Origin of the sequence: Streptomyces sp. NPDC048288, from assembly GCF_043201555.1 — a bacterium.
Classification (GTDB): domain Bacteria; phylum Actinomycetota; class Actinomycetes; order Streptomycetales; family Streptomycetaceae; genus Streptomyces.
This window is the reverse complement of sequence record NZ_JBICZD010000007.1, coordinates 344,232-367,360: the sequence shown is the minus strand read 5'-3', so window position 1 is coordinate 367,360 and position 23,129 is coordinate 344,232. Positions and strand designations below refer to the sequence as shown.

Below are 23,129 nucleotides of genomic sequence, written 5' to 3'. Positions count from 1 at the left end.
TCACAGGCGGGCGGCCTCGCCCAGCGCCTCGAGCACCGGGCGGATCAGCGGATGGCCCTCGGCTCCGCGTCGTACGGCCGCGAACACGCGGCGGGTCGGGGCGACGCCGTCGACGGGGCGTACGACCACTCCGGTCAGGTCCGTGCCGCGCAGGGCCGAGCGGGGGACGAGGGCGACCCCCGCGTCGGCCGAGGCCAGCGCCACCACGGCGCGGAAGTCGTCGGAGGAGTGTTCGAGGCGGGGCTGGAAGCCGGCGTTCTCGCAGGCCAGGACGACCACGTCATGGCAGGGGTTGCCGGGGTAGGGGCCGATCCAGGGGTCCTTGGCCAGCTCGGCGAGCGGGACCTCGGGGGCCTCGGCCAGGCGGTGGTGGAGCGGGACGACCGCGTCGAAGGGCTCGGCGTACAGGGGCACGTGGGTCAGGCGGGGGTCGTCGGCGGGCGGGGCGCCCCGGTACTCGACGGCCACCGCCACGTCGACCTGCCGGTCCAGCACCATCGGGAGGCTGGCGTCGCCCTCGGCGTCCTGGACGCGGATGCGGATGCCCGGGGCGGTGCGGGCGAGGTCGGCCACGGCCGGGGCGACGACCTGCGCGATGCCGGTGGCGAAGGCGGCGACGGTGACCGTGCCGGCCTCGCCGGAGCTGTAGGCGGCCAGTTCGGCCTCGGCCCGCTCCAGCTGGGCGAGGACCGCGTTGGTGTGCGCGAGCAGGATCTCGCCGGCCGCGGTCAGCCGTACGCCCTTGGCACTGCGCTCGACCAGGCGGTGGCCGGTCTCCTGCTCCAGGGCCGCCAGCTGCTGGGAGACCGCCGAGGGGGTCAGGAAGAGCGCGGCGGCAGCCGCGGTCACCGTGCGGTGGTCCGCCACCGCACGGAGGATGTGGAGCCGCCGCGCCTCGATCATGGGATTGATTATCGCAATGTGTCGGCGCCGCTCCGACCGGCGGTTCGTACGTCGACCGGACCGGCGGTTCCTACGTCGACGGGACCGCCGGTTCCGACGTCGACCGGACCGGCGATTCCGGCGACGACCGGACCGCAGCAGCAGCCGGTCGAGAGCCGGCCGACCCGCGGACGCCTCCGCAGCCGGTCGACAGCTGGCCGACCCACCGACGCCTCCGCAGCCGGTCGCCCCGCGAACGCCGGGCGCCGACCGGGTCACCGACGCCCGGGCTCCCGCCCAAGCCACCGCCGGTCCGCCCCCGCCCAGGCCGCTACCGCCCAGGAAGCCGCCTCCCAGGCCGCCGCCGCGCGGGCCGCTGCCGCGCGGGCCGTCGCCCTCGCCCAGGCCGTCGCCGCGCCGGCCGCCGCCCTCGCTCAGCCCGCCAGTTCCGCCCGGGCCGCGACGAAGGCGTCCACCGCGCGGTCGACGTCCTCCGTGGAGTGCGCCGCGGAGAGCTGGACGCGGATCCGGGCCTGGCCCTGCGGGACCACCGGGTAGGAGAAGCCGATCACGTACACCCCGCGCTCCAGCAGCAGCTCGGCCATCCGGGCGGCCTGGGCCGCGTCGCCGATCATCACGGGGGCGATGGCGTGGTCGCCGGGGAGGACGTCGAAGCCCTCGGCGGTCATCCGGCGGCGGAACAGGGCGGTGTTCTCGGTGAGCCGGACGCGCAGGTCGTCGGCCGACTCCAGCAGGTCGAGGACCTTGAGGGAGGCCGCCGCGATCACCGGGGCGAGGGAGTTGGAGAAGAGGTAGGGGCGGGAGCGCTGGCGGAGCAGGGCGACGATCTCCGCGCGGGCGGCGACATAGCCGCCGGAGGCGCCGCCGAGGGCCTTGCCGAGGGTGCCGGTGATGATGTCGACGCGGTCCATCACGCCGTGCAACTCGGGGGTGCCGCGCCCCGAGGGGCCGACGAAGCCGACGGCGTGCGAGTCGTCGACCATGACCATCGCGTCGTAGCGGTCGGCGAGGTCGCAGATCTCGCGGAGCGGGGCCACATAGCCGTCCATGGAGAAGACGCCGTCGGTGACGACCAGGCGGCGCCGGGCGGACTGCGCCTCCTTCAACTGCTGCTCCAGGTCGGCCAGGTCGCGGTTGGCGTAGCGGAAGCGGCGGGCCTTGGAGAGGCGGATGCCGTCGATGATCGAGGCGTGGTTGAGGGCGTCGGAGATCACCGCGTCCTCGGGGCCGAGGAGGGTCTCGAAGACACCGCCGTTGGCGTCGAAGCAGGAGGAGTAGAGGATCGTGTCCTCCTGGCCGAGGAACGCGGCGAGGCGTTCCTCCAGCTCCTTGTGGACCTCCTGGGTGCCGCAGATGAAGCGCACGGAGGCCATGCCGTAGCCCCAGCGGTCCAGGGCCTCGTGGGCGGCGGCGATCACCTCGGGGTGGTCGGCGAGGCCCAGGTAGTTGTTGGCGCAGAAGTTGAGGACCTCGCCGGGGCGGCCGCCCGCGGTGACCCCGACGGTCGCGGACTGGGGGGTGCCGATCACCCGCTCGGGCTTGTGCAGGCCGGCGGCGCGGATCTCGTCGAGGGTGGTGCGCAGGTCGTCGCGCACGGAGTCGAACATCGCAGAAGCTCCTAGGGGGTTACGCGGTCCAGTCGAGGATGACCTTGCCGCCGCGGCCGCTTGCCGCGTCGGCGAACGCGGCCTCGAAGTCGCGGTAGCCGTAGCGGCCGGTGATCACGGGGGTGAGGTCGAGTCCGCCCTCCAGGAGGACCGACATCGCGTACCAGGTCTCGAACATCTCACGGCCGTAGATGCCCTTGATGGTGATCATCGAGGTGACGACGCGCGCCCAGTCGACGGGGAACTCCTGGGCGGGCAGGCCGAGCATGGCGATCCGGCCGCCGTGCGTCATGTTGGCGATCATGTCCCGCATGGCCTCGGGTCGGCCGGACATCTCCAGGCCGATGTCGAAGCCCTCGCGCAGGCCCAGCTCCCGCTGCCCGTCGGCGATCTCGGCCCGCGCCACGTTCAGCGCGAGGCTCACGCCGATCTTGCGGGCGAGGTCCAGGCGCTCCTCGCTGACGTCGGTGATCATGACGTGCCGGGCGCCCGCGTGCCGGGCCACGGCGGCGGCCATGAGACCGATCGGCCCGGCGCCGGTGATCAGGACGTCCTCGCCGACCAGCGGGAAGGAGAGCGCGGTGTGCACGGCGTTGCCGAACGGGTCGAAGATCGCGGCCACGTCGAGGTCGACGGGGACGCGGTGCACCCAGACGTTGCCGGCGGGCAGGACGACGTACTCGGCGAAGGCGCCGTCGCGGCCCACGCCGAGGCCGACCGTGGCCCGGCACAGATGGCGCCGCCCGGCCTGGCAGTTGCGGCACTTTCCGCAGACGAGGTGGCCCTCGCCGCTGACCCGGTCGCCGACCTTGACGTCGGTGACGTCCCGGCCGGTCCCGACGACCTCGCCGACGAACTCGTGCCCGAGCACCAGCGGGGTGGTGATGGCCTGCTGGGCCCAGCCGTCCCAGGCCCGGATGTGCAGATCGGTACCGCAGATACCGGTCCGCTCCACCTTGATCAGTACGTCACCCGGTCCGACCGTGGGCTCCGGCACGTCCGCGAGCCACAGCCCGGGCTCCGCCTTCTCCTTGACCAGCGCCTTCAACGCTACGGCTCCTGTGCGTGAGGTCCCGGCCGCGGGCACGCCGGAGCGGCCCGCGGCCGGGCATGGGGGGTGGTATATCGGACAGCAATCTGCCGCACCGGGCGCACCGGGTCCATCGAGGATTTCTTAAGCGCCGCCACAGCTGCGCTTCACGCCGCCCGGACGGCCTTGTGGGTCACGCCTGTTCGAGGCGGGAGACCTGGTAGTGACCGATGAACCACTCCTGGGCCACCCGGGTGACGAGCACCGAGAGTTTCACGTCCAGCGGGGGCCGGTCCGTGAACGAGAACTCGACGGCCAGATAGCCGAGGACGACGCCGTCCGCGAGCCGCCGGGTCTCCAGGACGCGGTATTCCGCCTTCATGCCGAGGGGCTGGGAGGCGTAGTAGTCGGCGACGCCCTGCCGTCCGACGCTGTAGGGGTGCAGCCCCTGGAAGACGGCGTCCTCGGTGAAGAGGGCGGCGACGCGGTCGGGCCGGTGCGTGTCGACGTCCGCCTTCCACCGGTCGAGCACTCCGCTCAGGATCGCCGTGCCGTCCGTCGTCGTGGTCATGTCCGCTCCTTGGTCCAAGACGTGGCGTACGGTCAGTGACCGGCGCTCATACCGCCGTCGACGTGCAGAATCTCGCCGGTGACGAACGGGGCCGTCTCCAGGAAGAGCACCGCGTCGACGATGTCGCTCGCTTCACCCATCCGGCCGACCGGGTGCAGGGCGGCGAGGAACTCGTGGGTCTCCGCCGGGTGCATGGGGGTCTTGATGGTGCCGGGCGACACCGCGTTGACGCGGACGCCGCGGGTGGCGTACTCGATCGCCAGGGACTTGGTCGCGGACTGCAGACCGCCCTTGGTCAGCGAGGCCAGGACGGAGGGGACGCGGGCGTCCGCGCTGTCGACCAGGCTGGTGGTGACGCTGACGATGTGCCCGCCGCCCTGGGCGAGCAGGTGCGGCAGGGTCCGCTGGGTGAGGTGGAAGAAGCCGGCGACGTTGATGCCGGTCACGGTGGCGTAGTCCTCGGCCGTGTAGTCGGTGAACGGCTTGGCGACGAAGACACCGGCGTTGTTGACGACGGTGTCGATCCGGCCGAACCGGTCGAGTGCCGCCGCCACGACCCGCTCGGCGGTCGCCGGGTCGGCGATGTCGCCCTGCACGGTGAGGACGCCGTCGTCGTCGAGGGGGGCGATGGTGCGCGAGGTGGCGACGACGGCGTGGCCGAGCTTGCGGTAGCCCTCGACGAGGGCGGCGCCGATGCCCTGCGAGGCGCCGGTGACGATCGCGACCTTCTGCTGCTGCGTGCTCATGGTGACCTGCTTCCTGGTGGGTGACCGGTTACTAGCCGACCGGTCGACTATTGGGAAGGTAGGCCGAGCCGAGCCGGGGCGCCACGATCGGTTTCCTCACTGCTGGGAGCCGCGGCCTCCCAGTGCGCGGCTCGGCTCAGCGTGGGAGCGCGTACGGGTCGCCGGCCGGCAGCCAGGCGTCCGGGGCGTGGATCCCGAGGTCTCCGACGCCGTCGCACAGGGCGTCGACGGTGGCCAGGACGCCGGCCCGGTCCTCGCTCGCGCGCCGGACCAGGGACCAGGTCCAGTACGCCTTCGGCGCGACGACCTCACGGCGGACCAGGTCGGACGGGAGCGGAGCGGTCTGCCCCTTGGGCGAGTTGAGGACGGGGCGGGTGCAGCGGCGGACGTGGTCGAAGAAGGCGGGGCCGGTGACGGCGCCGTCGGAGATGCGGACCTCGCGGGCCCCGACGGCCTGCGCCAGTTCCGCGCCGTACTCGTTCCAGGAGGCCCAGGAGGTGAGGTCGTCGTCGATGAGGACGTCCACGTCCCGGGCCGCCAGGTCGGCGGTGTCGGTGCCCTTCGCGACGGCGTACAGCCGGTCGGCGCCGATCAGCCGGGCCCGCAGCCCGAGCCGTTCGAGGTCCTCGGTACGCACCCAGCAGACGGCCAGGTCCAGGCTGCCGTCGGCGACCCGGGCGGCCTGGGTGTGGGACGGGGCGACCCAGGCGTCGAGGTGCACCCGGGCCACCGCCGCCGTCCGCGAAGCCAGGTCCGGCGGAAGCCAGTTGACGTAGCCGAGCCGTACCGGCTGCGAACCCGACAGGCGCCCGGCACGGCGTTCCAGGTCGGCGGCCCGCTCCAGCAGGGCGCGGGTGTCCGGGAGCAGGGCGGCACCGGCCGGGGTGAGCGAGACCGAGCGGCGGTCCCGGTCGAACAGCCGGACACCCAGGTCCCGTTCGAGGGCCTTGATCTGCTGGGAGAGGGAGGGGCCGGCGATCAGCAGCCGCTCGGCGGCCCGGCCGAAGTTCAGTTCCTCGGCGACCGCGACGAAGTACCGCAGCTGGCGCAGTTCCACGCGCGCCATGCTACGCGCGGTGCGAGGCCGCGCCTCCCAGCAGCGAGGCAGCCGGTCGTGGCACCACCGCCGGTGCCGGACGCACGATGAGGTGAGCGACGACGGAGGGAGCACATCGTGCGGGAGTTCCTGGTGGAGATCACCACCACCGTCCCCGAGGGCACGGACCAGGACGAGGTCGACCGGCGGCGGGCCGCGGAGGCCGTCCGCGCGCGGGAACTGGCCGCGGAGGGCAGGCTGGCCCGACTGTGGCGCCCCGTGGGCGAGTTGCGCAGCATCGGCGTCTGGCGCGCCGCCGACGAGGAGGAACTCCACGAGAGGGTGCTCGGCACCCTGCCGCTGCGCCCCTGGATGACGCTGACGGTCACCCCGCTGGAGTCCCACCCCAACGACCCGGGCCGGGTCGACGGCTCCCGATGACCGCTCCCGCTCCCGCCCCGTCCCCCTGGGCCCATGTCGCCCGGGCCGCCGCCGCGCTGGCCGCGGGCATGGGGGTGGGCCGCTTCGTCTACACCCCGATCCTGCCCCTGATGCACGCCCGGGCGGGGCTGTCCGCGGGTGCCGGGGCGAACCTGGCCACCGCCAACTACGTCGGCTATCTTCTCGGCGCGCTCGCGGGCACCCTGGCCCCCGGGCTGGTCCGCTCGCGTGCCGTGCTGCGCGGCTCCCTGCTCCTGCTGACCGCCACGCTGGCCGCGATGCCCCTCACCCACGGCGTGCTCGTGTGGGGCGCGCTGCGGCTGCTGGCCGGGGCGGCGAGCGCCCTGGTCTTCGTCGTCGCCGTCGCCTCCCTCCTGGACCACCTGCGGGACCACCCGGCGCACCTGCCCGGCTGGGCCTTCGGCGGGGTCGGCGCGGGCATCGCGCTGTCCGGTCTGCTGGTCCTGGCCCTGCGGCCGGTCGCCGACTGGCGGGCCGCCTGGTGGTCCGCCGCCGCGCTCACCGCGCTCCTGGCCGCGGCTGCCTGGCGGCTACGACCCGAGGAGGCGCCCTCCGCCGGCCCGGTGGCCGGAGGCCGGGCGCGGGCGCGGGGGCGCGGCCACCGCTGGTTCGGCGCCCTGTTCGTGAGCTACTTCCTGGAGGGCGTCGGCTACATCGTCGCCGGTACCTTCCTGGTCGCGGCGATCGGCCAGGGCTCCCCCGGCTGGCTCGGCAGCGGCGCCTGGGTGCTGGTGGGACTGGCCGCCGTACCGTCCTCGGCACTGTGGGCCCGGCTCGGGCGCCGGTGGTCCCGACCGGGCCTGCTGCTCACCGCGCTCACGGTCCAGGCGGCCGGCATCGCCCTGCCCGCGCTGACCGGGAGCACCGCCGCCGCCCTGGGCTCGGCCGTGCTGTTCGGCGCCACGTTCCTGGGCGTCAGCACCCTCGCCCTGGCCACGGGGGCGCAGCTGCGCTTCCCGCGCTCCGTCGCCCTGCTGACCGCCGGATACTCCGTCGGCCAGATCCTCGGCCCCCTGGTCGTCGCCCCGTTCCTGCGCCACGGCTACCACCAGGCCCTGCTCCTGGCCGCCCTGGCGGTCCTCGCCGCGGCCGCGGCCGCCGCCGTCCTGCGGGCCGGCTTCCCGTACGCCGTTTCCGACCACATGGGCGCGGACCACACCCTGCCGGTACGACGGCGGCAGGCGTCCGACGTCACGCGTCCTCAGGCACCGTCACCCGGACACCGCCACTGAGACACCGCCACTGAGACACCGTCACCGGGGCTCTGTCACGCCGAGCAGCGCCCGGCAGTTCTGCCACAGGGGGCTCAGCCGCCCGGTGCTGTTGTACAGCTTGGCGAACATCACCTGGCCCTCCAGCTGGGCCACCACCGCCCGCGCCGCCTCCCGGGTGTCGGTCACGCCCACCTCGCCGCGCTCGCGGGCCTCGGCGACGACGGACTCCACCATGTCGACCTGCGCGTCGAAGATCTCCTGCAGCCGGCCACGGACCGCTTCGGTCTGGTTGCTCAGTTCCAGGGTGAGGTTCCCGAACAGACAGCCCGCCACCGTGCCGCAGCCCTGCTGGACGGCGAGTTGACCGGCCTCCGTCTCCTCGAACAGCCGCCGCAGCCGCTCCAGCGGCTCCGCGTCGCTTCCGAGGGCCCGGGTCCAGTCGCGTTTCTGGGCCGCCCAGTGCTCGTCGACGACGGCCAGCGCGAGGGACTCCTTGGAGTCGAAGAAGTAGTAGAAACTCCCCTTCGGCACCCCGGCCGCCTTGCAGATCTCGGCCACGCCGAGCGCCGAGTAGCCGCGCCCCTCGATCAGCGACCGGGCGGCGTCGAGGATCTTCCGCTTGGCGTCACTGGTCCGTCCCATACCGCAAGGGTACGGAAGTACTAGACCGGTCGGCTAGTGACGGGGCTGTTCCCGTCGTCACAGCAGCGGGAGGCCGTCGGCCTCGCGGCGCTCGATGCGGGCCACCAGCTCCGCCGCCGACGCCTTGATGGTCTCCAGACCGGGCCGGCCCCAGGGCCGGGGCTCCACGTCGATCACGCACACCGTGCCGAGCACCGTCCCGGTGCTGTCGATGAGCGGGGCGCCGAGGTAGGAGCGGATGCCGAACTCGTCGACGACCGGGTTGCCCGCGAACCGCGGGTAGTCGCAGACGTCCTCCAGGACGAGCGCCTTGCGCCGGACCACCACATGGGGGCAGAAACCGTGGTCGCGGGGCAGTTCACGGCCGAGCACGGGGATGGTGCCGTCGGGCTTCACCACGGGCGGTGCCACGGCCGGCAGGTGCAGGCCCGCGAAGAACTGGCGGTCCCGGTCGATGAAGTTGACCATGGCGTACGGGGCCCCGGTGACCTCGGCGAGCCGGTCCGCGAAGACGTCGAGCTCGGGCTCCGGGCGTTCGCCCAGGCGCAGTTGGCCGAGGCGGCGGGTGCGCTCGGGTGCCTCCTTGTCCTCCGGCGTGAGCAGCAGACGACCGACCGGGCGCGACGGGTCGTACCTCATGCGCCGGCTCCGTCGTTGTGGACGTGGGTCATATACGTGCTCCGTGAGGGGTGTGTGGGGATCACATGTGGGCGCCGTGGCTCGGCGCGGAGACCGGAGCATGGGCGATGAGATGGCGGACAAGCGTGAGCAGGGTCTGGACGCCGGAGCTGGAGATCCGGGCGTCGCAGCGGACGACCGGGACCTCCGGGTCGAGATCGATGGCGGCGCGCACCTCCTCGGGGTCGTAGCGGTAGGAGCCGTCGAACTCGTTGATGGCGACGATGAAGCCGAGGCCGCGCTCCTCGAAGAAGTCGACGGCCGCGAAGCAGTCCTCCAGGCGGCGGGTGTCGGCGAGGATGACCGCGCCGAGCGCGCCTTCGGACAGCTCGTCCCACATGAACCAGAACCGCTCCTGCCCGGGCGTGCCGAACAGGTAGAGCACGTGTTCCGCGTCCAGGGTGATGCGGCCGAAGTCCATCGCCACGGTCGTCTCGACCTTGTTCTCGACGCCGTCGAGACTGTCGGTCGCGGCGCTGACCGTGGTGAGGAGTTCCTCCGTGGACAGCGGCGCGATCTCGCTGACCGCGCCCACGAAGGTGGTCTTGCCGGCCCCGAACCCACCGGCCACCAGGATTTTCAGCGCGGTGGGGAAGGGGTCAGAGCTGTCGTCGTAGTCCATCGAGCACTGCCTCCAGTAGGGACCGGTCCGTGGGGTTGTGGTGGAAGACGGGGGGCTTGGCGGTCAGCGCCCCGCAGTCGACGAGGTCGGAGAGCAGCACCTTGGTGACCACGGCGGGCAGTTTGAGGTGCGCGGCGACCTCGGCGACCGGGACGGGCGCGCGGCACAGGTCGAGCGCCTGCGCGTGCTCGGGGCCGAGGTAGCCGAGCGGGGTGGCCCCGGTGGCCATCACCTGCGACATCAGGTCGAGGGCGATGCTGGGCTCGGTGCGGCCGTTGCTGACCGTGAACGGGCGCACCAGGCGTCCGGCCGCGTCGTCGAGCCACGGCCCGTCGCCGGCTGCCGCCACCCTCAAGGCCTCATCGCCGTGGATTCGACGGCGTGCTGCCGGGGCGCGGTGACGAGGTACGGGCGGACGCTCTTGACCAGCATCGCCATCTCGTAGCCGAGGACGGCGGCGTCGGCCTCGCGGCCGGCCATGACGGCGAGGCAGGTCCCGGAGCCGGCGGTGGTGACGAACAGCAGCGTCGAGTCGAGTTCGACGACGACCTGGCGGACGTCCCCGCCGTCACCGAACCGGACGCCCGCGCTGCGGCCGAGCGAGTAGAGGCCGGAGGCGAGCGCCGCCATGTGGTCGGCGCTGTCCGGGTCGAGGCCGTGGACGGACTTCACCAGTCCGTCGCAGGACAGGAGCACCGCGCTGGTGGTGTGCGGTACGCGCTGCACTAGCCCGCTCATCAGCCAGTCGAGGTCGGATACCTGGGCGGTCGGCGCATCGCTCGCCATGGTGGATCGACTCCTTGGGGTACGAAGGTCTGCGGGAGCGCTGGGGGTGGGGGTGGGGGTGAACGCGGTGCTGGTCATCCGGCCGGTGCGCTCCCGTCGGGCCGGGTGGTGAGGTCGGAGGTGTGCACCGGGCGCAGGGTCGGGGAGTGGGGCTGGGGCTGAGGTCGGGGCGCGGACCGGGGGTCGGCCGGGTCGCGGTGGCTTCGGCTCTGGGGTGCCGGGGCCATGTGGTCCGAGGCGAGGTACTCCGGGGCGGCGTGGTCCCCGGCGAGGTGGTTCGGGATCGAGTGGTCCGGGACGCTGTGTGCCGAACCCATGTATCCCGCGCCCACGTACTCCGGGCCCGTGTACGCCCGGCCTGTGTAGTCCGAGCCGGTGTGGTCAGGACCCATGTGTTCTGGCCCCAGGTGTTCCGGCCCCATGGGGTCCCCGGCCGACTGGTCCAGCACGCTCTGGCCCAAGGTGCTGTGGTCCGGGGTGGTGTGGTGCGCGGTGGTGTGGTGCGGGGTGGTGTGGTCCGGAGCCATGTGCCCGGCGTCCCTATGGGCGGGATCTCCGGGGGCCGCCCCCATATGCGCGGTCTCCATATGTGTGGCGTCGGCATGTGTGGCGTGGGACGTGCTGGTCGCCGCCTCGCCGCCCAGGCCGTTCGCCGCGTTCATGTGGTCCGCGCCCATGTCGGCGAAGCCCATGCCGGTGAGACCGGTGTGGAGGAAGTCTCCCTGTGCCCCGCCGCCCGTCGTCCCGTCGGCGGCTGTGGGCTCCCCCTGGGTGGCCTCCAGGTGCTGCTGGGCTTCGGCGAGGCCGATGCCTCGCTGGAAGGCGGCCATGAGGCCGGGGTCGTGTCCGGCCGGGTTCTCGTTGTCCGGGCGGGGCGCGGGGCCGCCGCGGAGCTGGGGGACGATGTGTTCCTGGGCGCGGCGGCGCGGCAGTTGGGGTTTGCCCATGGTGCCGCGCACGGCGCCGACCCGTGGGACGGGCGCGGTGCCCGCGTGCTCGGCCACCACGGGCCGGTCCTCGGGCCGGATGCCGGGCAGCGCGTCGGCGGGGTTGGGCCGGGCCTCCTGCGAGCCGCGTACCGGCAGCGGTGCGGCAGCACCCGCACCCCCCTGCTGCGCGCGCCGGCGCCGCCCGCCGACCGGCGTCGTGGTCGGGTCCTCGGCCGGCTCGGGCAGCTGCCCCACCGACGCACCGCTCACACCGCCCGCGCCGCCCACACCGCCCGCGCCGCCCACACCGGGCATGTCGGTCGTCCGGCCTCCGGCGGCCCCGGCGTTCGGCCCGGCGGCGATGCGCACGACCTCCAGCGGACCCGTGCCGTCGGACGGCCGCGCGGCTCCGCCTTCCGGCGCACCGCCCGGTCCCCCCGGCAGGGCGCCTCCGGCCCCCGGGTCACGCGGCTGCGGTACGGCCCCGGGTGAGCCCGGTGCCGTGCCGAGCAGGGCCTGCGGGACGACGAGGACGGCCTGGACACCGCCGTAGATGTTGGTCTGGAGGCGGACGTTGATGCCGTGGCGGCGGGCGAGCTGGGAGACGACGAACAGGCCGATGCGGCCGTCGGCCAGCAGGCTGGCGACGTTGACCTGGTCGGGGTCGGCGAGCAGGGCGTTCATCTTGGACTGTTCGCCGACGGGCATGCCGAGTCCGCGGTCCTCGACCTCGACCGCGAGGCCGGAGGTGACGAGGTTGGCGCGGAGCAGCACCTGGGTGTGCGGGGCGGAGAACACCGTGGCGTTCTCGACGAGTTCGGCGAGCAGGTGGATCACGTCGGCGACGGCGTGGCCGCGCAGTTCGCCGTCGATCGGCGGGACGAGTTTCACCCGGGAGTACTGCTCGACCTCGGCGATGGCGGAGCGCAGCACCTCGGTCATGGAGACCGGGTTGCTCCACTGCCGCCGGGAGACCGCGCCGCCGAGCACGGCGAGGTTCTCGGCGTGCCGTCGGATGCGGGTGGCCAGGTGGTCGACGTGGAAGAGGCCCTTGAGGAGGTCCGGGTCCTCGATCTCGTTCTCCAGGTCGTCGAGAATCGAGATCTCCCGGTGCACGAGGGACTGAAGCCGCCGCGCCAGGTTGACGAAGACCTCCAGCTTCTGTTCGCTGCCGGCCTGGCTGGAGAGCTGGGCCGCCTGCACGACGGCGGTGACGGCGCCGTCGTGCGCGCGGGACAGGTCGGCGGCGAGCAGTTCGAAGTCGTCGGCACCGGCGGGCGGTCCGCCGCGCGGGGTGCGCTGCGGCGGGGTCTCGCCGCGGCGCAGCGCGTCGACGAGGGCCAGCAGGTCGGCCTCGCCGCGGGCCGCGTTGCGGCGCAGGGCGCCGACCCGGTCGCTGACCGAGCGGGCGGCCCGGCCGGCGGCCACGGCGGCGATCACGACGGCCGCGGCCGTCACCGAGACCGCTCCGGCCAGCACGGCCAGCAGGGTGAGGCCGGGCCGCGCGCCGGCGGAGCGGACGGTGAACAGGACGGCCGCGCAGCCGCTGAGCGCCACCGCGACCGGCGGCAGCACGGCGAGACGCATCAGCTGAGGCCGTATGTGGGTCTCGGGCAGCGCGGGAACGGGTCGGGCGACCGGACGTCCGTGCCGGCCGCCCTCACGGCGGTCGGCGCGGGCGGCCGGTGCACGGAGGTGAGACATCTGCGTCCTCGTACTGGTCCGTCGGGCCTGATTCCTCGCGCGGGGCGCGCGAGGTGGGCATGCGCCATCGCGATGTTGGACGAGGGGACCGCAAAAGAATTCGGCCCCGTGTCGTCCGACGGACACTCACAGTAGTCGCCGACGCATCATGTGCGGTGGGCAGTTGACAAAGTCCCCCGGGGAGGGTCCCGCTCTGGTATGAGCCGTCGTACGAAAGACCGATAACCCCCTCGACGCTTCGCCCCCGAACAGCCGACAACCGATCCGACCTGCTCAAAAAAGGTCACCCGCAGAACATGAGAACCGGGGCGCCCCACGCTCCCCGTCCATGCACCGGGCGCCCGTCCGTACGCCCCCGGCCGCCCCGGCAGCACGCCCGCGCGACCCACGCACCCCCGCCATCATCGCCCAGAACATCACTCACGGTGACCGCGCTGGGGGTCGATGCCCGTCACCGCGTCGGTCGCGGCCCCGGCCAGGTCCGGGTGGCTCAGGACCTCGGTGCTGTCGATGAACTGGTCCACCGCGCCCGCCGTCCGCAGCTCCCGTATGTCCGGGTCCTTGATGCGGGCGGTGAGGGCCCGGGTGAAGCGATCGGCGCGCAGGACGCGGAACGGCCTGGAGTGGTAGGGGCGGGTGCCGGGGTCGACCCGGTCGGTGAGCTCCAGTTCGTTGTGGAGATGGGCGACGATCTCGTAGGCATGGGCCAGGTGCCGCTCACGGGTGTGCCAGTCCGTGGCGGCGAGCACGGCGGTGAGCTCGGGGGTGAGCCGAGGGGCCGCCGGGGTGCCGGCGAAGGCGCTGCCGAGCCATTTGCCGTACGGCGGGTAGCGCCGGTCCATCAGCAGGCAGAGCCGCATGAGGTCGCGGACCAGGCGGGCGGCCTCGACGGCGGAGCCCAGTTCGTCGCCGACCTCGCCGCAGCGGCCGACGAAGGCCTCCTCCTGGGCGATGCGCCGCCACTGGCAGGCGAGGAGGTGGAGCCAGAGGTCGTGGGGGTACCAGCGCAGCGCGGCCCGGGCCGGGGTGAGCGTGCGGAGGCCGTCGTGGAACACGGCGCCGGCCGTGGCCTCGGCGAGCAGCTGGGTGGGGGTGGCGAGCCAGTGCGCCGGGGTGACGCCGGAGGCGGGGTCGAAGCCGAGGGCGGCCCGGAACCAGGGGGACACGGCGGTCACCTCGACACGGTGGTGCACGGGCCCTTCGGTGACCTGCATGACCCGGATGTCCCGGTCCTTGGTGGCGGCGAAGTGGGTGGGCCAGCCATGGAAGGTCTTCGGGAGGTGTTGGGCGAGTACATGTCTGATGCGAGCGGCATGGCGCGGCACATCGTGGGGGTGGAGGAAGAGCTGGAGGCGTGGGCCCCATTCGTGGTCGGCGGAGCGTTCGGTGTCGTAGCCGAGGACTTCGGAGCCCGGGCCGATACGGGCCGCCGTATGGGGTATTCCGGGGGCGGCCTCCTCCAGCAGCGAGCGCACGGCCTCGGTGTAGAAGCGTCGGGACAGCTCAAGTCCCGGTAAGAAGGCGGGGGTTGGCATATGTGCATGGCTCATGCCCATGCCCCTGCCCAGGTTGTGCAGGGGCATGCGCGCCGTTTTCACGCCACCGCCACAACGGTGGCGCAACTACTTCACAAGATCGTCCGCGTCCGGTGCCACCGCGTCGCCGGCCAGGCCGAGGTCGCCCGGCCCGGCCTCGCCGCGCGGCTGGAGGGCGCGGCGCCAGGGCCGGGCGATCGGCGCCGACACCTCGCGCCACCACGGGTCGACCGGCGGTTTCCCGGCGGGCTCGAAGGGCTCCCCGGGGCGCGGCAGCGCGATCGTCTGGCCCACCGCGTCCCCGGCGTCCTTCGTCCACTCCCCCGGTTCGGCCCAGGCGTGCGGGGCGAGGTTGAAGGTGCCCCAGTGGATCGGCAGCAGGACGCCGTGCGGGCCACCGCCCTGGAGGTCCAGGTGGGCGCGCACACCTTCCTCGGGCGTCATGTGTATGTCGGGCCAGTACTCGCTGTACGCCCCGATCTGGATCATCGTCGCGTCGAACGGGCCGTGGTCGGCGCCGATGTCCTTGAAGCCGTCGAAGTAGCCGGTGTCACCGCTGTGGTAGATCCTGTGCTCCTCGCCGGCCACGACCCAGGACGCCCACAGGGTGTGCTGGGTGTTGCGCAGCCCGCGGCCGCAGAAGTGCCGAGCGGGGGTGGCCGTCAGGGTGAGTCCGCCGATCCTGGTCTCCTCGTGCCAGTCCAGCTCGCGCAGCCGGTCGGCGGAGACACCCCACTGTTCGAGGTGGGCACCGACGCCGAGCGGCACGGCGAACAGGGTGTCCGTGCCGGCCAGCGCCTTGATGGTGGGCAGGTCGAGGTGGTCGTAGTGGTCGTGCGAGATGACCACGACGTCGACCTTGCCGAGCGCGGCGATCGGCAGCGGCACCGGGTGCAGCCGCTTGGGCCCGGCGAACGGGAACGGCGAACAGCGCTCGCCCCAGACGGGGTCGAACAGGACGCGGTGCCCGTCGATCTCGGCGAGCACGCTGGAGTGGCCCATCCACGTCAGCCGCAGGCCGCCGGCGGCGGGCCTGGCGAGGTCGGCGAGCGTGGTGGCGTGCACCGGGACGGTGCCCCGGGGGGCACGGCGGGCGCGCTGCTCCTTCTCGAAGTAGGTCTTCGCGAACTGGAGCATCGAACCGGAGGGCCGGGTCCGGGCGGTACCGCCCGGGTTCTGGAAGACACCGTCCTTGAAGTGCGGTGAGCCCTGGATGCGGGCCAGGCGCTCGCCGCCGGGGTCCGCGCCGAAGGCGGCGGGCCGCAGCGCACGGAGCCCGGAGCTCAGGGAACTCGAACCGGTCACGGTACCTCCAGTGGTAAGGCTGAGGCCCTCCATTATGGTCGGCCCCTCCGACAGTCGGCGTTGACACCGGACCGCCCGCCTCCCGATACTGACCCACTGTTCAGTAGGAACCCGCTCGCCCCCGCTCGCCCCCGCTCGCCCCCCACTCGCCCCCGCTCACCGCCTTCCTGCGAGGAAACTCCATGACCGCTCCCCTGATGTCCCTCGTCTGGACCGACCACGTCACCGGCCGCCGGGGTTTCCTGGTCGTCGACCGGCTGGTGCGGGGCGTGGCCAGCGGCGGTCTGCGGATGCGGCCCGGCTGCACCCTGGAGGAGGTCACCGGCCTCGCGCGCGGCATGACGATGAAGGAGGCCCTGCACTACAACCCCGGGGGCCGCTACGTCCCGCTGGGCGGCGCCAAGGGCGGCATCGACTGCGATCCGCAGGACCCGGGGTCGTACGACCTGCTGGTCCGCTATCTGCGGGCCATGCGGCCGCACATCGAGAGCTTCTGGACCACCGGTGAGGACCTGGGACTCACCCAGGACCTGGTGGACCGGGCGGCCGCCGAGGCGGGGCTCGTCTCCTCGATCCAGGCCGTGTACCCGCTGCTGGACGACGAGGCGGCGGCCCGGCGGCGGCTGGCGGACGCCTTCGCGGTCGAGGTGGACGGCATCGGGCTCGACGAGCTGGCGGGCGGCTGCGGGGTCGCCGAGTCGGCGCTGACGGCGCTGGACCGGGCCGGGGTGCCGTACGCGGGGACGCGGGTCGCGGTGCAGGGCCTGGGCACGATGGGCGGGGCCACGGCGCGGTTCCTCGCCCGCGCGGGGCTCACGGTGGTGGCCGTCGCCGACGTCAAGGGCACGATCGCCAACCCGGCGGGCCTGGACGTGGAGGCGCTGCTGCGCGCGCGGGACGCGTACGGCACCGTCGACCGCGCGGTGCTGCGGCCCGGCGACCTGGAGCTGCCGGGCGACGCCTGGCTGTCCGCGGACGCCGAGGTGCTGGTGCCGGCGGCGGTGTCGTACGCGATCGACGCGGCCGACGAGCACCGGGTCACCGCCCGCTGGATCGTGGAGGCGGCGAACATGCCGGTGCTGCCGGAGGCGGAGGAGCGGCTCGCCGCGCGCGGGGTGACCGTGCTGCCGGACGTGGTGGTCAACTCGGGGACCAACGCCTGGTGGTGGTGGACCCTGTTCGGCGACATCGGCCCGGACGCGGACGAGGCGTTCGCCCACACCCGGCGTTCGATGCGGGCCCTGGTGGAGCTGATGCTGGACCGCGCGGAGCGCGACGGCACCACTCCGCGGGCCGCCGCCCATGCCCTGGTGACCGACCGGCTGCCGGTGATCGCGGAACGGTTCGGCTGGTACCGGTGACGGGTCAGCGGCGCCCCAGAGCGGCGGCGAGCAGCAGCGCGCCCAGGGCCGTGAGGGAAGTGCCCTGCCAGCCGAGGGTGTCGAGCAGCGGTGCGGCGACGGCCGTGCCCAGGGCGCCGATCGTGAAGTACACCACGAGGTAGACGCTGCTGAGGCTGCCGGAGCGGGCGGGGTCGAGGGCGATGACACGGCTCTGGTTGGCGGCCTGGGCGGCGAAGCAGCCGGCGTCGAAGAGGGCGAGGCCGAGGGCGGTGTGCCAGGGGGTGTCCAGCCCGGTGGCCAGCAGGGCGGTGCCGGCCGCGGCGGCGAGCAGGGCGGCGGTGATCACCGTGCGCGGGCCGTACCGGTCGGTGAGGCGGCCGCTGAGCGGGAGCGCGGCGAAGCCCAGGAGCCCGGCCAGGCTGTAGAGGCCGATGGCGGTCGGGCCGAGCGAGTGCGGCGGCTGGGCCAGGGCGAGGGTGAGGGCGATCCAGACGAGGTTGAAGGCGAAGTACCAGAGGGCTCCGGTGGCCACCGCGCGGCGCAGCCGCGGCTGGTGCAGGAGCAGCGGCGGGAGGGCCGCCAGGGTGGCGCGGTAGCCGCGGTCGGCGAGCGGCCGTCCCCGGGGCAGGAGCGTGGCGGCGGCGAGCGCGCCGAGCAGCGCGAGGGCGGCGAAGACGAGGAGCATCCGCCGCCAGCCGAGGGCGTCGGTGAGGGCGCCGCCCACCAGCCGGCTGAGCAGGATGCCGGCCGACATGCCGGCGGCCACCAGGGCGACGCCGGTTCCGCCGCGGCCCGGCCGGGCGTGCCGGCCGGCGATGTTGCTCGCCTGGGCGGCCACGCTGGCGGCGGCGCCGACGAGCAGGTACGCGGCCAGCAGGACGACCGCGTCGCGCGCGGTCGCGGCGAGCGCGAGGGCGGCGGCCAGGGCGGTGAGCTGGGCGGTGACCAGGCGGTTGGGGGCGAGGTGGTCGGTGAGCGGGAGCAGCAGGGCGAAGCCCGTCATGCAGCCGGCGAGCGCGGCGGTCGGCACCAGGCCGATCACGGAGAGCGGCACGTCCAGGTCGGTGGCGACCGCGGTGAGCGCGGGCTGCACGGCGTAGTTGTTCGCGATCGCCGTGCCGGCCATGGCGGCCAGCAGGAGCGTGCCGCCGCGGGGCAGCGTGCGGCTCACGGCCGGGTGTCGCGGGTGAGGACGACGGCGTAGCGGCACTCGGCGTCGGTGGTGTTGGCGAAGACGCGCTCGGCGGGCGCACCGAGTTCGATGGTGTCGCCGGCGTCGAGTTCGTGGACCGTGTCGCCGTCATGGAAGGTCAGCCGGCCGTCGAGGACCCAGACGAGCTGGCGTACGAAGGCGAAGGCCGCGGCCGGGTACGGCACCCGGGCTCCGGCGGGCAGCCGGATCTCGGCGATCTCCGCGGGGAAGCGCGGGCCGGTGATCTGGCGGCGCCGGTAGCCGGTGCCGGGGTCGCGCCACTCGGCGGCGTCGGCGCCGCGCCGCACGCCCGGGGTGTCGGCCATGGACTCCGGGGCGTCCTGTGTGCCTTCGGCGAGGGCCAGCAGCGAGGCGACGCTGAGCTGGAAGGCGGCGGACAGCTTGCCGAGGACGACTGCGGTGGGGCTGCTCTCGCCGCGTTCGATCCGGCTGATCATCGCCGGGGAGACACCGGAGGCGTCCGCGAGCTGCGCCAGGGTCCAGCGGCGGCGCTCCCGCTCGGTGCGGACCCGGGCGGCGATCTGCCGTACCAGGGGCTCCGCCGATGGTTCTACTATGTTGGACATGAATCCAATATACGAGAGAAACGCGGTGACCGTCCGCCCGGCCCGTCCCGGGGACCAGGAGGCCGTCCGCGCGATCCGCAATCACGCGATCGAGCACTCCACGGCCCTGTGGACGGAGACCCCGCAGTCCCCCGCCGAGGGCGCGGTGTGGTTCGCCGAGCACCTGGAGCGCGGCTCGGCGCTCGTGGCCGAGGTCGCCGACGCGCCGGGCGAGGTGGCGGGGTTCGCGGCCTACGGCCCCTGGCGCGCGCTGGACGGCTACCGGCACACGGTGGAGAACTCCGTCTACGTCCGCGAGGGCAGTCACGGGCTCGGCATCGGCTCCGCGCTCCTCGGCCCGCTGATCGCCTCGGCGCGCGAGGCCGGCCACCATGTGATGATCGCCGGGATCGAGGCCGGGAACGCCGCGTCGATCCGGCTGCACGACCGGTTCGGCTTCGAGCACGTCGGTACGGTCCGGGAGGTGGGCACCAAGTTCGGCCGCTGGCTGGACCTCACGCTCATGCGGCTGCCGCTGGCCTGGGACGGCGACGCGGGCGGCGGGACGACCGATTAGGGTGACCGCGTGGCGAGAGTGCGGTTGAGCGTGGCCGAGCGGCGGGAGGAACTGCTGCGGGCGGCCATCGAGCAGATCGAGGCGCGGGGCGTGGCGGCGGTGCGGATCGCCGATGTGGCCTCGGCCCTCGGGGTGAGCAACGCGCTGGTGCTGTATCACTTCTCGACGAAGGAGAAGCTGGTCGCCGCCGCCTTCGCCTATGCCGCCGAGGACGATCTGGCGCATCTGCGCAAGCTGCTGGGCCGCCGTACGTCGGCGCTGCGCCGGCTGCGGGCCGCGGTGCGCTGGTACGCGCCGACCGGGCAGGCCAAGGGCTGGCGGCTGTGGATCGAGGGCTGGGCGGTGGCCTTGCGCGAACCCGCGCTGCGGGACGTCGGCAAGGGCCTGGACCAGCAGTGGAAGGCGGCGCTCACCGAGGTCATCGCCGAGGGGGTGGCCGCGGGCGAGTTCCGGTGCCCGGACCCTTCGGCCACGGCGCTGCGTCTGACCGCCCTGCTCGACGGGCTCGCCGTCCAGCTGACGTCGTATCCGGGCGGCGTACCGCGGGCCCGGGCGCAGCAGTGGGTCGACGAGGCGCTGGCGCGCGAACTGGCACTGCCCGAGCACGAGTAAGGGGCGGCCCGGGCACGAGTAAGGGGCGGCCCGCAAGGAGACCACCCCTTACCCGCCGGCGCCGCCTCCTCAAGCCACGGAGGCGATCCGCATCTTGATGTCGTCCGGGGAGAGCGCCCCCTTGGCCGTCACATGGTCGCCCGACGACTCGCCGCGCAGCCGTCGCCCGATCCACGGGACCAGGTACTCGCGGGCCCAGTGCACGTCGTCCCGGCGGACCTCCAGGGTGCCGCGGGGCGGCAGCGGAGGCCACGGCTGGTCCGGGTCGGCCGGCACCTCGACGCCGAGCACCTGGCCGGCGCGGAGCGCCACCCGCGTGTGGCCTTCGGGGGACAGGTGCAGCCGGTCGCCGTCCCAGGCCCGCCGGTCCTGCACGGTCTTGAGGGACCACAGGTCGAGGACCGGGCAGCCGTACCGGTCGGCGATGGCCCGGACATGTCCGTTGTACGTGGCGATCTTGCCGCGCAGATGCTTGAGGACGGGCACGCCCCGGGTGTCGAATCCGGTGGTCACGAGCACCGTGCCGATGGCCTCGGTCAGTTGGGCCACGGCCCGCTCGAACCGCTCGGCCACCTCGTCGGGGTCGGTGCCGGGACGGATGATGTCGTTGCCGCCCGCGCAGAAGGAGACCAGGTCCGGGGCGAGTTCCAGGGCCTGCGGCACCTGGTCCGCCACGATCTGGTCGAGCAGTTTGCCGCGCACGGCGAGGTTGGTGTAATCGAAGTCGCCTTCGGGCTGCCGGTCCGACAGCAGTACCGCGAACCGGTCGGCCCAGCCGACGAACGCCCCGTCGGGGCCGGGGTCGCCCACGCCCTCGGTGAAGCTGTCCCCCACCGCCACGTACGACCCGATCACTGATGCAATGTCACTCTTCGAATCGTCTGCCACATCGGACCATGATTCCCCTTGAGGTGTGACCTACGCGACCGTAATAAGGGGTTGACGATCGGTGAGATAAGACACTCTTAAATACTTCGCCAAGCCTGGAATAAGGCCCCCATCAGGGACGTTGACGGGTTGATCGCCAGACCCGGAAGTCACTGATACGGAAGTGGCTCCATGTGGTCCGAAACGCGAAGTGCCCACCCGTGTAAGGCTCCGGGTCGGTGTAGTCGAACACCGGCCGGCCGTTGTTCCACCACTGCACGGTCGAGCCGTCGGAGACGATCCGGACGCGGTTCGGTTCGTTCGCTACGAGCAGCGGCTCGGTGTAGTCGTAGATCAGCGGCCGGACGCCGGGTTCGCCGACGTAACGGCGCAGCCGGGTGGTGGTGTTGTAGTTGGCGCCGAAGCCTGCGTAGTAGGTCGTGAGGTAGTCGTACTCGGCGAGGGCGCCGCCGCGCGGGGTGGCGAACAGGTCGTCCGGGGAGCGGACGTCGGTGGCGTTCCAGAAGTTGTTGAGGTCCGACACCCGGTCGTCGGGACCGCCCGCCGAGACCGGGATCGCGGTGTACTCCAGGACGTACGGCCCTTCGAACCGGCGCCGGAACCAGACGGTCGCGCCGGCGGGCACGTCGACCTCCAGGATCCCGTGCGACGCGGTAACCGAACCGCCCTGTTCCAGTTCGACGAACCACTGGCCGAGGCCGTGGCGGAAGTCGTCGTGGGCGAGCAGCCGGCGGTGCCGGGGCGCGGCGCTCGCGGGCGCGGCGGGAGCGAGGGCCGCGAGGGCGGCTCCGACGGTTCCGGCGGCCAGGGCTCCGAAGGCGCGGCGGGTGGTCGTCATGCGCGGGATTCCTTCCGGCGGGGCGACAGTGACAGTGACATGACAGCGCAGGAGGCGGACATGGAAAGCGCTTGCATGCAACGGGATCACTCTGCCGCCGCACCGCCTTCGTTGTCGATGCCCTGAACACTCCCGCCACGAGAACGCAACGTGCCGAAGGCCGGACCCGGGGATCGGGGGTCCGGCCTTCGGAGTGTGCGGCAGGGCGGCGGGGCGTCGGATCAGCCGACGGCGAGACCCTTGGAGCGGAGGTAGGCGACCGGGTCCACGTCCGAGCCGTAGTCGGGGGTGGTGCGGATCTCGAAGTGCAGGTGCGGGCCGGTCACGTTGCCGGTCGCGCCGGAGAGGCCGACCTGCTGGCCCGCGGTCACGGTCTGGCCGACCGAGACGGAGAGGGCGGAGAGGTGGCCGTACTGCGCGTAGTAGCCGTCGGCGAGCCGGATGACGACCTGGTTGCCGTAGGAGCCGCCCCAGCCGGCCGTGACGACCGTGCCGGCGCCGACGGCCTTGACCGGGGTACCGGTCGGGACGACGAAGTCGACGCCCGTGTGGTAACCGCTGGACCACATGCCGCCGGCCACGTGGTAGCCGGTGCCGACGGTGGCACCGACGACCGGGAGGCTGAAGCCGGAGGCGTTCGCCGCGGAGGCGTCCGCGGAGGACGACGAAGAGGACGAAGGGGATGAAGAAGACGGCGCGGGCGACGAGGAGTCGGAGGCCCGCGCCTCGGACCGGTAGCCGGAGTCCGTGGTGTCGTCCGTCGTCGTGGCGCGGCGGCCGTCGAGCGTGAGCTTGAGACCCGGGTGGATCAGCGAGGGGTTGTCGCCGACGGCCTGCCGGTTGTCGGCGTAGAGCCGGTGCCAGCCGCCGCTGACGTTCTGGTCACGCGCGATCTTCGAGAGATAATCGCCGGGGACCACCGTGTAGGTGCGGTGCGCGGAATGCGCGGCGGCGGACTTCCGTACGGCCGCCGTCTTCTTCATTGCCGACTTCTGGACGCCCGGCAGCGACTGCGCGGCCTTTTCGGGAACGGACTGCGCGGTGGCCGCGTGGGCGCCGGCGGCCCCCATGAGCGGCAGCGCCAGCGCGGCGCCGCCGGTTCCGGCGACGGCCATCGAGCGGGTGAATCGCTGGGCCTTGGGACGGCGGTGCTTACCCTTCGCGGGCATGGCGCGTTTCCTCTCCGGCGCCTGCGGGGTGAGCTGTCGGGTTCGGGCTGGAGCTGCCCGGCCACACGGGAACGCGTGACTACACCCCTAGCCGTCCCGGGAACCGGAACAGGCGGTCATACCTGGTGGGTCCCCCGCTCCTGCCGGGCACGGGTGAGTGTGTGTGGGGACTCC

Annotated in this window: 24 protein-coding genes and 1 riboswitch; of the genes, 5 read left to right on the top strand and 19 right to left on the bottom strand. The window is 73.3% G+C overall.

Features of this window, described 5'->3' with window-relative positions:
- The 6 genes from ACGFZS_RS26530 to ACGFZS_RS26505 all read right to left on the bottom strand — a co-directional run bounded on the left by ACGFZS_RS26530 (position 1) and on the right by ACGFZS_RS26505 (position 5,923).
- Positions 1-903 (bottom strand): LysR family transcriptional regulator, encoded by a 903-nt coding sequence (locus ACGFZS_RS26530; protein ID WP_393659814.1) that lies wholly within the window; start codon positions 901-903, stop codon positions 1-3.
- Positions 904-1,316: 413 nt separating this feature from the next.
- Positions 1,317-2,510, bottom strand: coding sequence for a glycine C-acetyltransferase (locus ACGFZS_RS26525; RefSeq protein ID WP_393797239.1), 1,194 nt, complete (start codon positions 2,508-2,510; stop codon positions 1,317-1,319).
- Positions 2,511-2,529: 19 nt separating this feature from the next.
- Entirely contained in the window at positions 2,530-3,558 is a 1,029-nt protein-coding gene (gene tdh, locus ACGFZS_RS26520; protein WP_355714792.1) for an L-threonine 3-dehydrogenase, read from the bottom strand.
- Between the two features lie 175 nt (positions 3,559-3,733).
- Complete coding sequence (locus tag ACGFZS_RS26515; RefSeq protein ID WP_393797238.1) at positions 3,734-4,111, bottom strand: hypothetical protein; 378 nt, start codon at positions 4,109-4,111, stop codon at positions 3,734-3,736.
- A 32-nt stretch (positions 4,112-4,143) separates the two neighbouring features.
- Positions 4,144-4,857 carry an SDR family NAD(P)-dependent oxidoreductase gene (locus ACGFZS_RS26510; RefSeq protein WP_393797237.1) on the bottom strand — a complete coding sequence of 238 codons (714 nt, stop codon included), beginning with the start codon at positions 4,855-4,857 and terminating at the stop codon, positions 4,144-4,146.
- Between the two features lie 136 nt (positions 4,858-4,993).
- Positions 4,994-5,923, bottom strand: coding sequence for a LysR family transcriptional regulator (locus ACGFZS_RS26505; RefSeq protein WP_393797236.1), 930 nt, complete (start codon positions 5,921-5,923; stop codon positions 4,994-4,996).
- A gap of 108 nt (positions 5,924-6,031) precedes the next feature.
- Here ACGFZS_RS26505 and ACGFZS_RS26500 point away from each other — a divergent pair, with 108 nt between their 5' ends.
- Positions 6,032-6,334, top strand: a complete 303-nt coding sequence (locus ACGFZS_RS26500; protein WP_393797235.1) for a muconolactone Delta-isomerase family protein — start codon at positions 6,032-6,034, stop codon at positions 6,332-6,334.
- Positions 6,331-7,587: a YbfB/YjiJ family MFS transporter gene (locus ACGFZS_RS26495; protein ID WP_393797234.1), complete on the top strand. Its 1,257-nt coding sequence runs from the start codon at positions 6,331-6,333 to the stop codon at positions 7,585-7,587. The genes ACGFZS_RS26500 and ACGFZS_RS26495 overlap by 4 nt, the downstream gene beginning before the upstream one ends.
- A gap of 21 nt (positions 7,588-7,608) precedes the next feature.
- Here ACGFZS_RS26495 and ACGFZS_RS26490 read toward each other — a convergent pair whose 3' ends face one another.
- From ACGFZS_RS26490 to ACGFZS_RS26455, 8 genes are all read right to left on the bottom strand, one after another.
- On the bottom strand, positions 7,609-8,211 hold the full coding sequence (locus tag ACGFZS_RS26490) for a TetR/AcrR family transcriptional regulator (protein ID WP_365688165.1): 603 nt from the start codon (positions 8,209-8,211) through the stop codon (positions 7,609-7,611).
- 57 nt (positions 8,212-8,268) lie between these two features.
- Positions 8,269-8,850, bottom strand: a complete 582-nt coding sequence (locus ACGFZS_RS26485) for a GAF domain-containing protein (RefSeq protein WP_365688164.1) — start codon at positions 8,848-8,850, stop codon at positions 8,269-8,271.
- Positions 8,851-8,911: 61 nt separating this feature from the next.
- Complete coding sequence (locus ACGFZS_RS26480; RefSeq protein WP_393659798.1) at positions 8,912-9,511, bottom strand: ATP/GTP-binding protein; 600 nt, start codon at positions 9,509-9,511, stop codon at positions 8,912-8,914.
- Entirely contained in the window at positions 9,489-9,860 is a 372-nt protein-coding gene (locus ACGFZS_RS26475; RefSeq protein ID WP_359221684.1) for a DUF742 domain-containing protein, read from the bottom strand. Before ACGFZS_RS26475 ends, ACGFZS_RS26480 begins: the two co-directional genes overlap by 23 nt.
- 2 nt (positions 9,861-9,862) lie before the next feature.
- On the bottom strand, positions 9,863-10,297 hold the full coding sequence (locus ACGFZS_RS26470) for a roadblock/LC7 domain-containing protein (protein ID WP_393659796.1): 435 nt from the start codon (positions 10,295-10,297) through the stop codon (positions 9,863-9,865).
- Between the two features lie 74 nt (positions 10,298-10,371).
- Positions 10,372-12,930 carry an ATP-binding protein gene (locus tag ACGFZS_RS26465; protein WP_393797233.1) on the bottom strand — a complete coding sequence of 853 codons (2,559 nt, stop codon included), beginning with the start codon at positions 12,928-12,930 and terminating at the stop codon, positions 10,372-10,374.
- 416 nt (positions 12,931-13,346) lie between these two features.
- Positions 13,347-14,465: a DUF4037 domain-containing protein gene (locus ACGFZS_RS26460; RefSeq protein ID WP_393797232.1), complete on the bottom strand. Its 1,119-nt coding sequence runs from the start codon at positions 14,463-14,465 to the stop codon at positions 13,347-13,349.
- Between the two features lie 87 nt (positions 14,466-14,552).
- The gene (locus ACGFZS_RS26455; RefSeq protein WP_393797231.1) at positions 14,553-15,770 is read right to left on the bottom strand and encodes an MBL fold metallo-hydrolase; all 1,218 of its coding nucleotides are present in this window, start codon (positions 15,768-15,770) and stop codon (positions 14,553-14,555) included.
- 182 nt (positions 15,771-15,952) lie between these two features.
- Here ACGFZS_RS26455 and ACGFZS_RS26450 point away from each other — a divergent pair, with 182 nt between their 5' ends.
- Positions 15,953-17,131: a Glu/Leu/Phe/Val dehydrogenase dimerization domain-containing protein gene (locus ACGFZS_RS26450; protein ID WP_393797230.1), complete on the top strand. Its 1,179-nt coding sequence runs from the start codon at positions 15,953-15,955 to the stop codon at positions 17,129-17,131.
- Positions 17,132-17,135: 4 nt separating this feature from the next.
- Here the strand turns inward: ACGFZS_RS26450 and ACGFZS_RS26445 are convergent, their stop codons facing one another.
- Positions 17,136-18,284 (bottom strand): MFS transporter, encoded by a 1,149-nt coding sequence (locus ACGFZS_RS26445; protein WP_393797229.1) that lies wholly within the window; start codon positions 18,282-18,284, stop codon positions 17,136-17,138.
- The gene (locus ACGFZS_RS26440; RefSeq protein ID WP_393797228.1) at positions 18,281-18,892 is read right to left on the bottom strand and encodes a helix-turn-helix domain-containing protein; all 612 of its coding nucleotides are present in this window, start codon (positions 18,890-18,892) and stop codon (positions 18,281-18,283) included. Before ACGFZS_RS26440 ends, ACGFZS_RS26445 begins: the two co-directional genes overlap by 4 nt.
- On the opposite strand from ACGFZS_RS26440, the gene ACGFZS_RS26435 reads away from it, so the two are divergent.
- Positions 18,891-19,448, top strand: coding sequence for a GNAT family N-acetyltransferase (locus tag ACGFZS_RS26435; RefSeq protein ID WP_393797227.1), 558 nt, complete (start codon positions 18,891-18,893; stop codon positions 19,446-19,448). The two genes, ACGFZS_RS26440 and ACGFZS_RS26435, sit on opposite strands and share 2 nt — an antisense overlap.
- Before the next feature lie 9 nt (positions 19,449-19,457).
- Positions 19,458-20,060: a TetR/AcrR family transcriptional regulator gene (locus tag ACGFZS_RS26430; RefSeq protein WP_393797226.1), complete on the top strand. Its 603-nt coding sequence runs from the start codon at positions 19,458-19,460 to the stop codon at positions 20,058-20,060.
- Between the two features lie 69 nt (positions 20,061-20,129).
- Here the strand turns inward: ACGFZS_RS26430 and ACGFZS_RS26425 are convergent, their stop codons facing one another.
- From ACGFZS_RS26425 to ACGFZS_RS26415, 3 genes are all read right to left on the bottom strand, one after another.
- Positions 20,130-20,915, bottom strand: coding sequence for an SGNH/GDSL hydrolase family protein (locus tag ACGFZS_RS26425; RefSeq protein WP_359221693.1), 786 nt, complete (start codon positions 20,913-20,915; stop codon positions 20,130-20,132).
- 145 nt (positions 20,916-21,060) lie between these two features.
- Positions 21,061-21,786 carry a DUF6250 domain-containing protein gene (locus ACGFZS_RS26420; protein WP_393797225.1) on the bottom strand — a complete coding sequence of 242 codons (726 nt, stop codon included), beginning with the start codon at positions 21,784-21,786 and terminating at the stop codon, positions 21,061-21,063.
- A 221-nt stretch (positions 21,787-22,007) separates the two neighbouring features.
- Positions 22,008-22,955 (bottom strand): peptidoglycan DD-metalloendopeptidase family protein, encoded by a 948-nt coding sequence (locus ACGFZS_RS26415; RefSeq protein WP_393797224.1) that lies wholly within the window; start codon positions 22,953-22,955, stop codon positions 22,008-22,010.
- A 5-nt stretch (positions 22,956-22,960) separates the two neighbouring features.
- Positions 22,961-23,121, bottom strand: a riboswitch (cyclic di-AMP (ydaO/yuaA leader).
- Between the last annotated feature and the right edge of the window lie 8 nt (positions 23,122-23,129).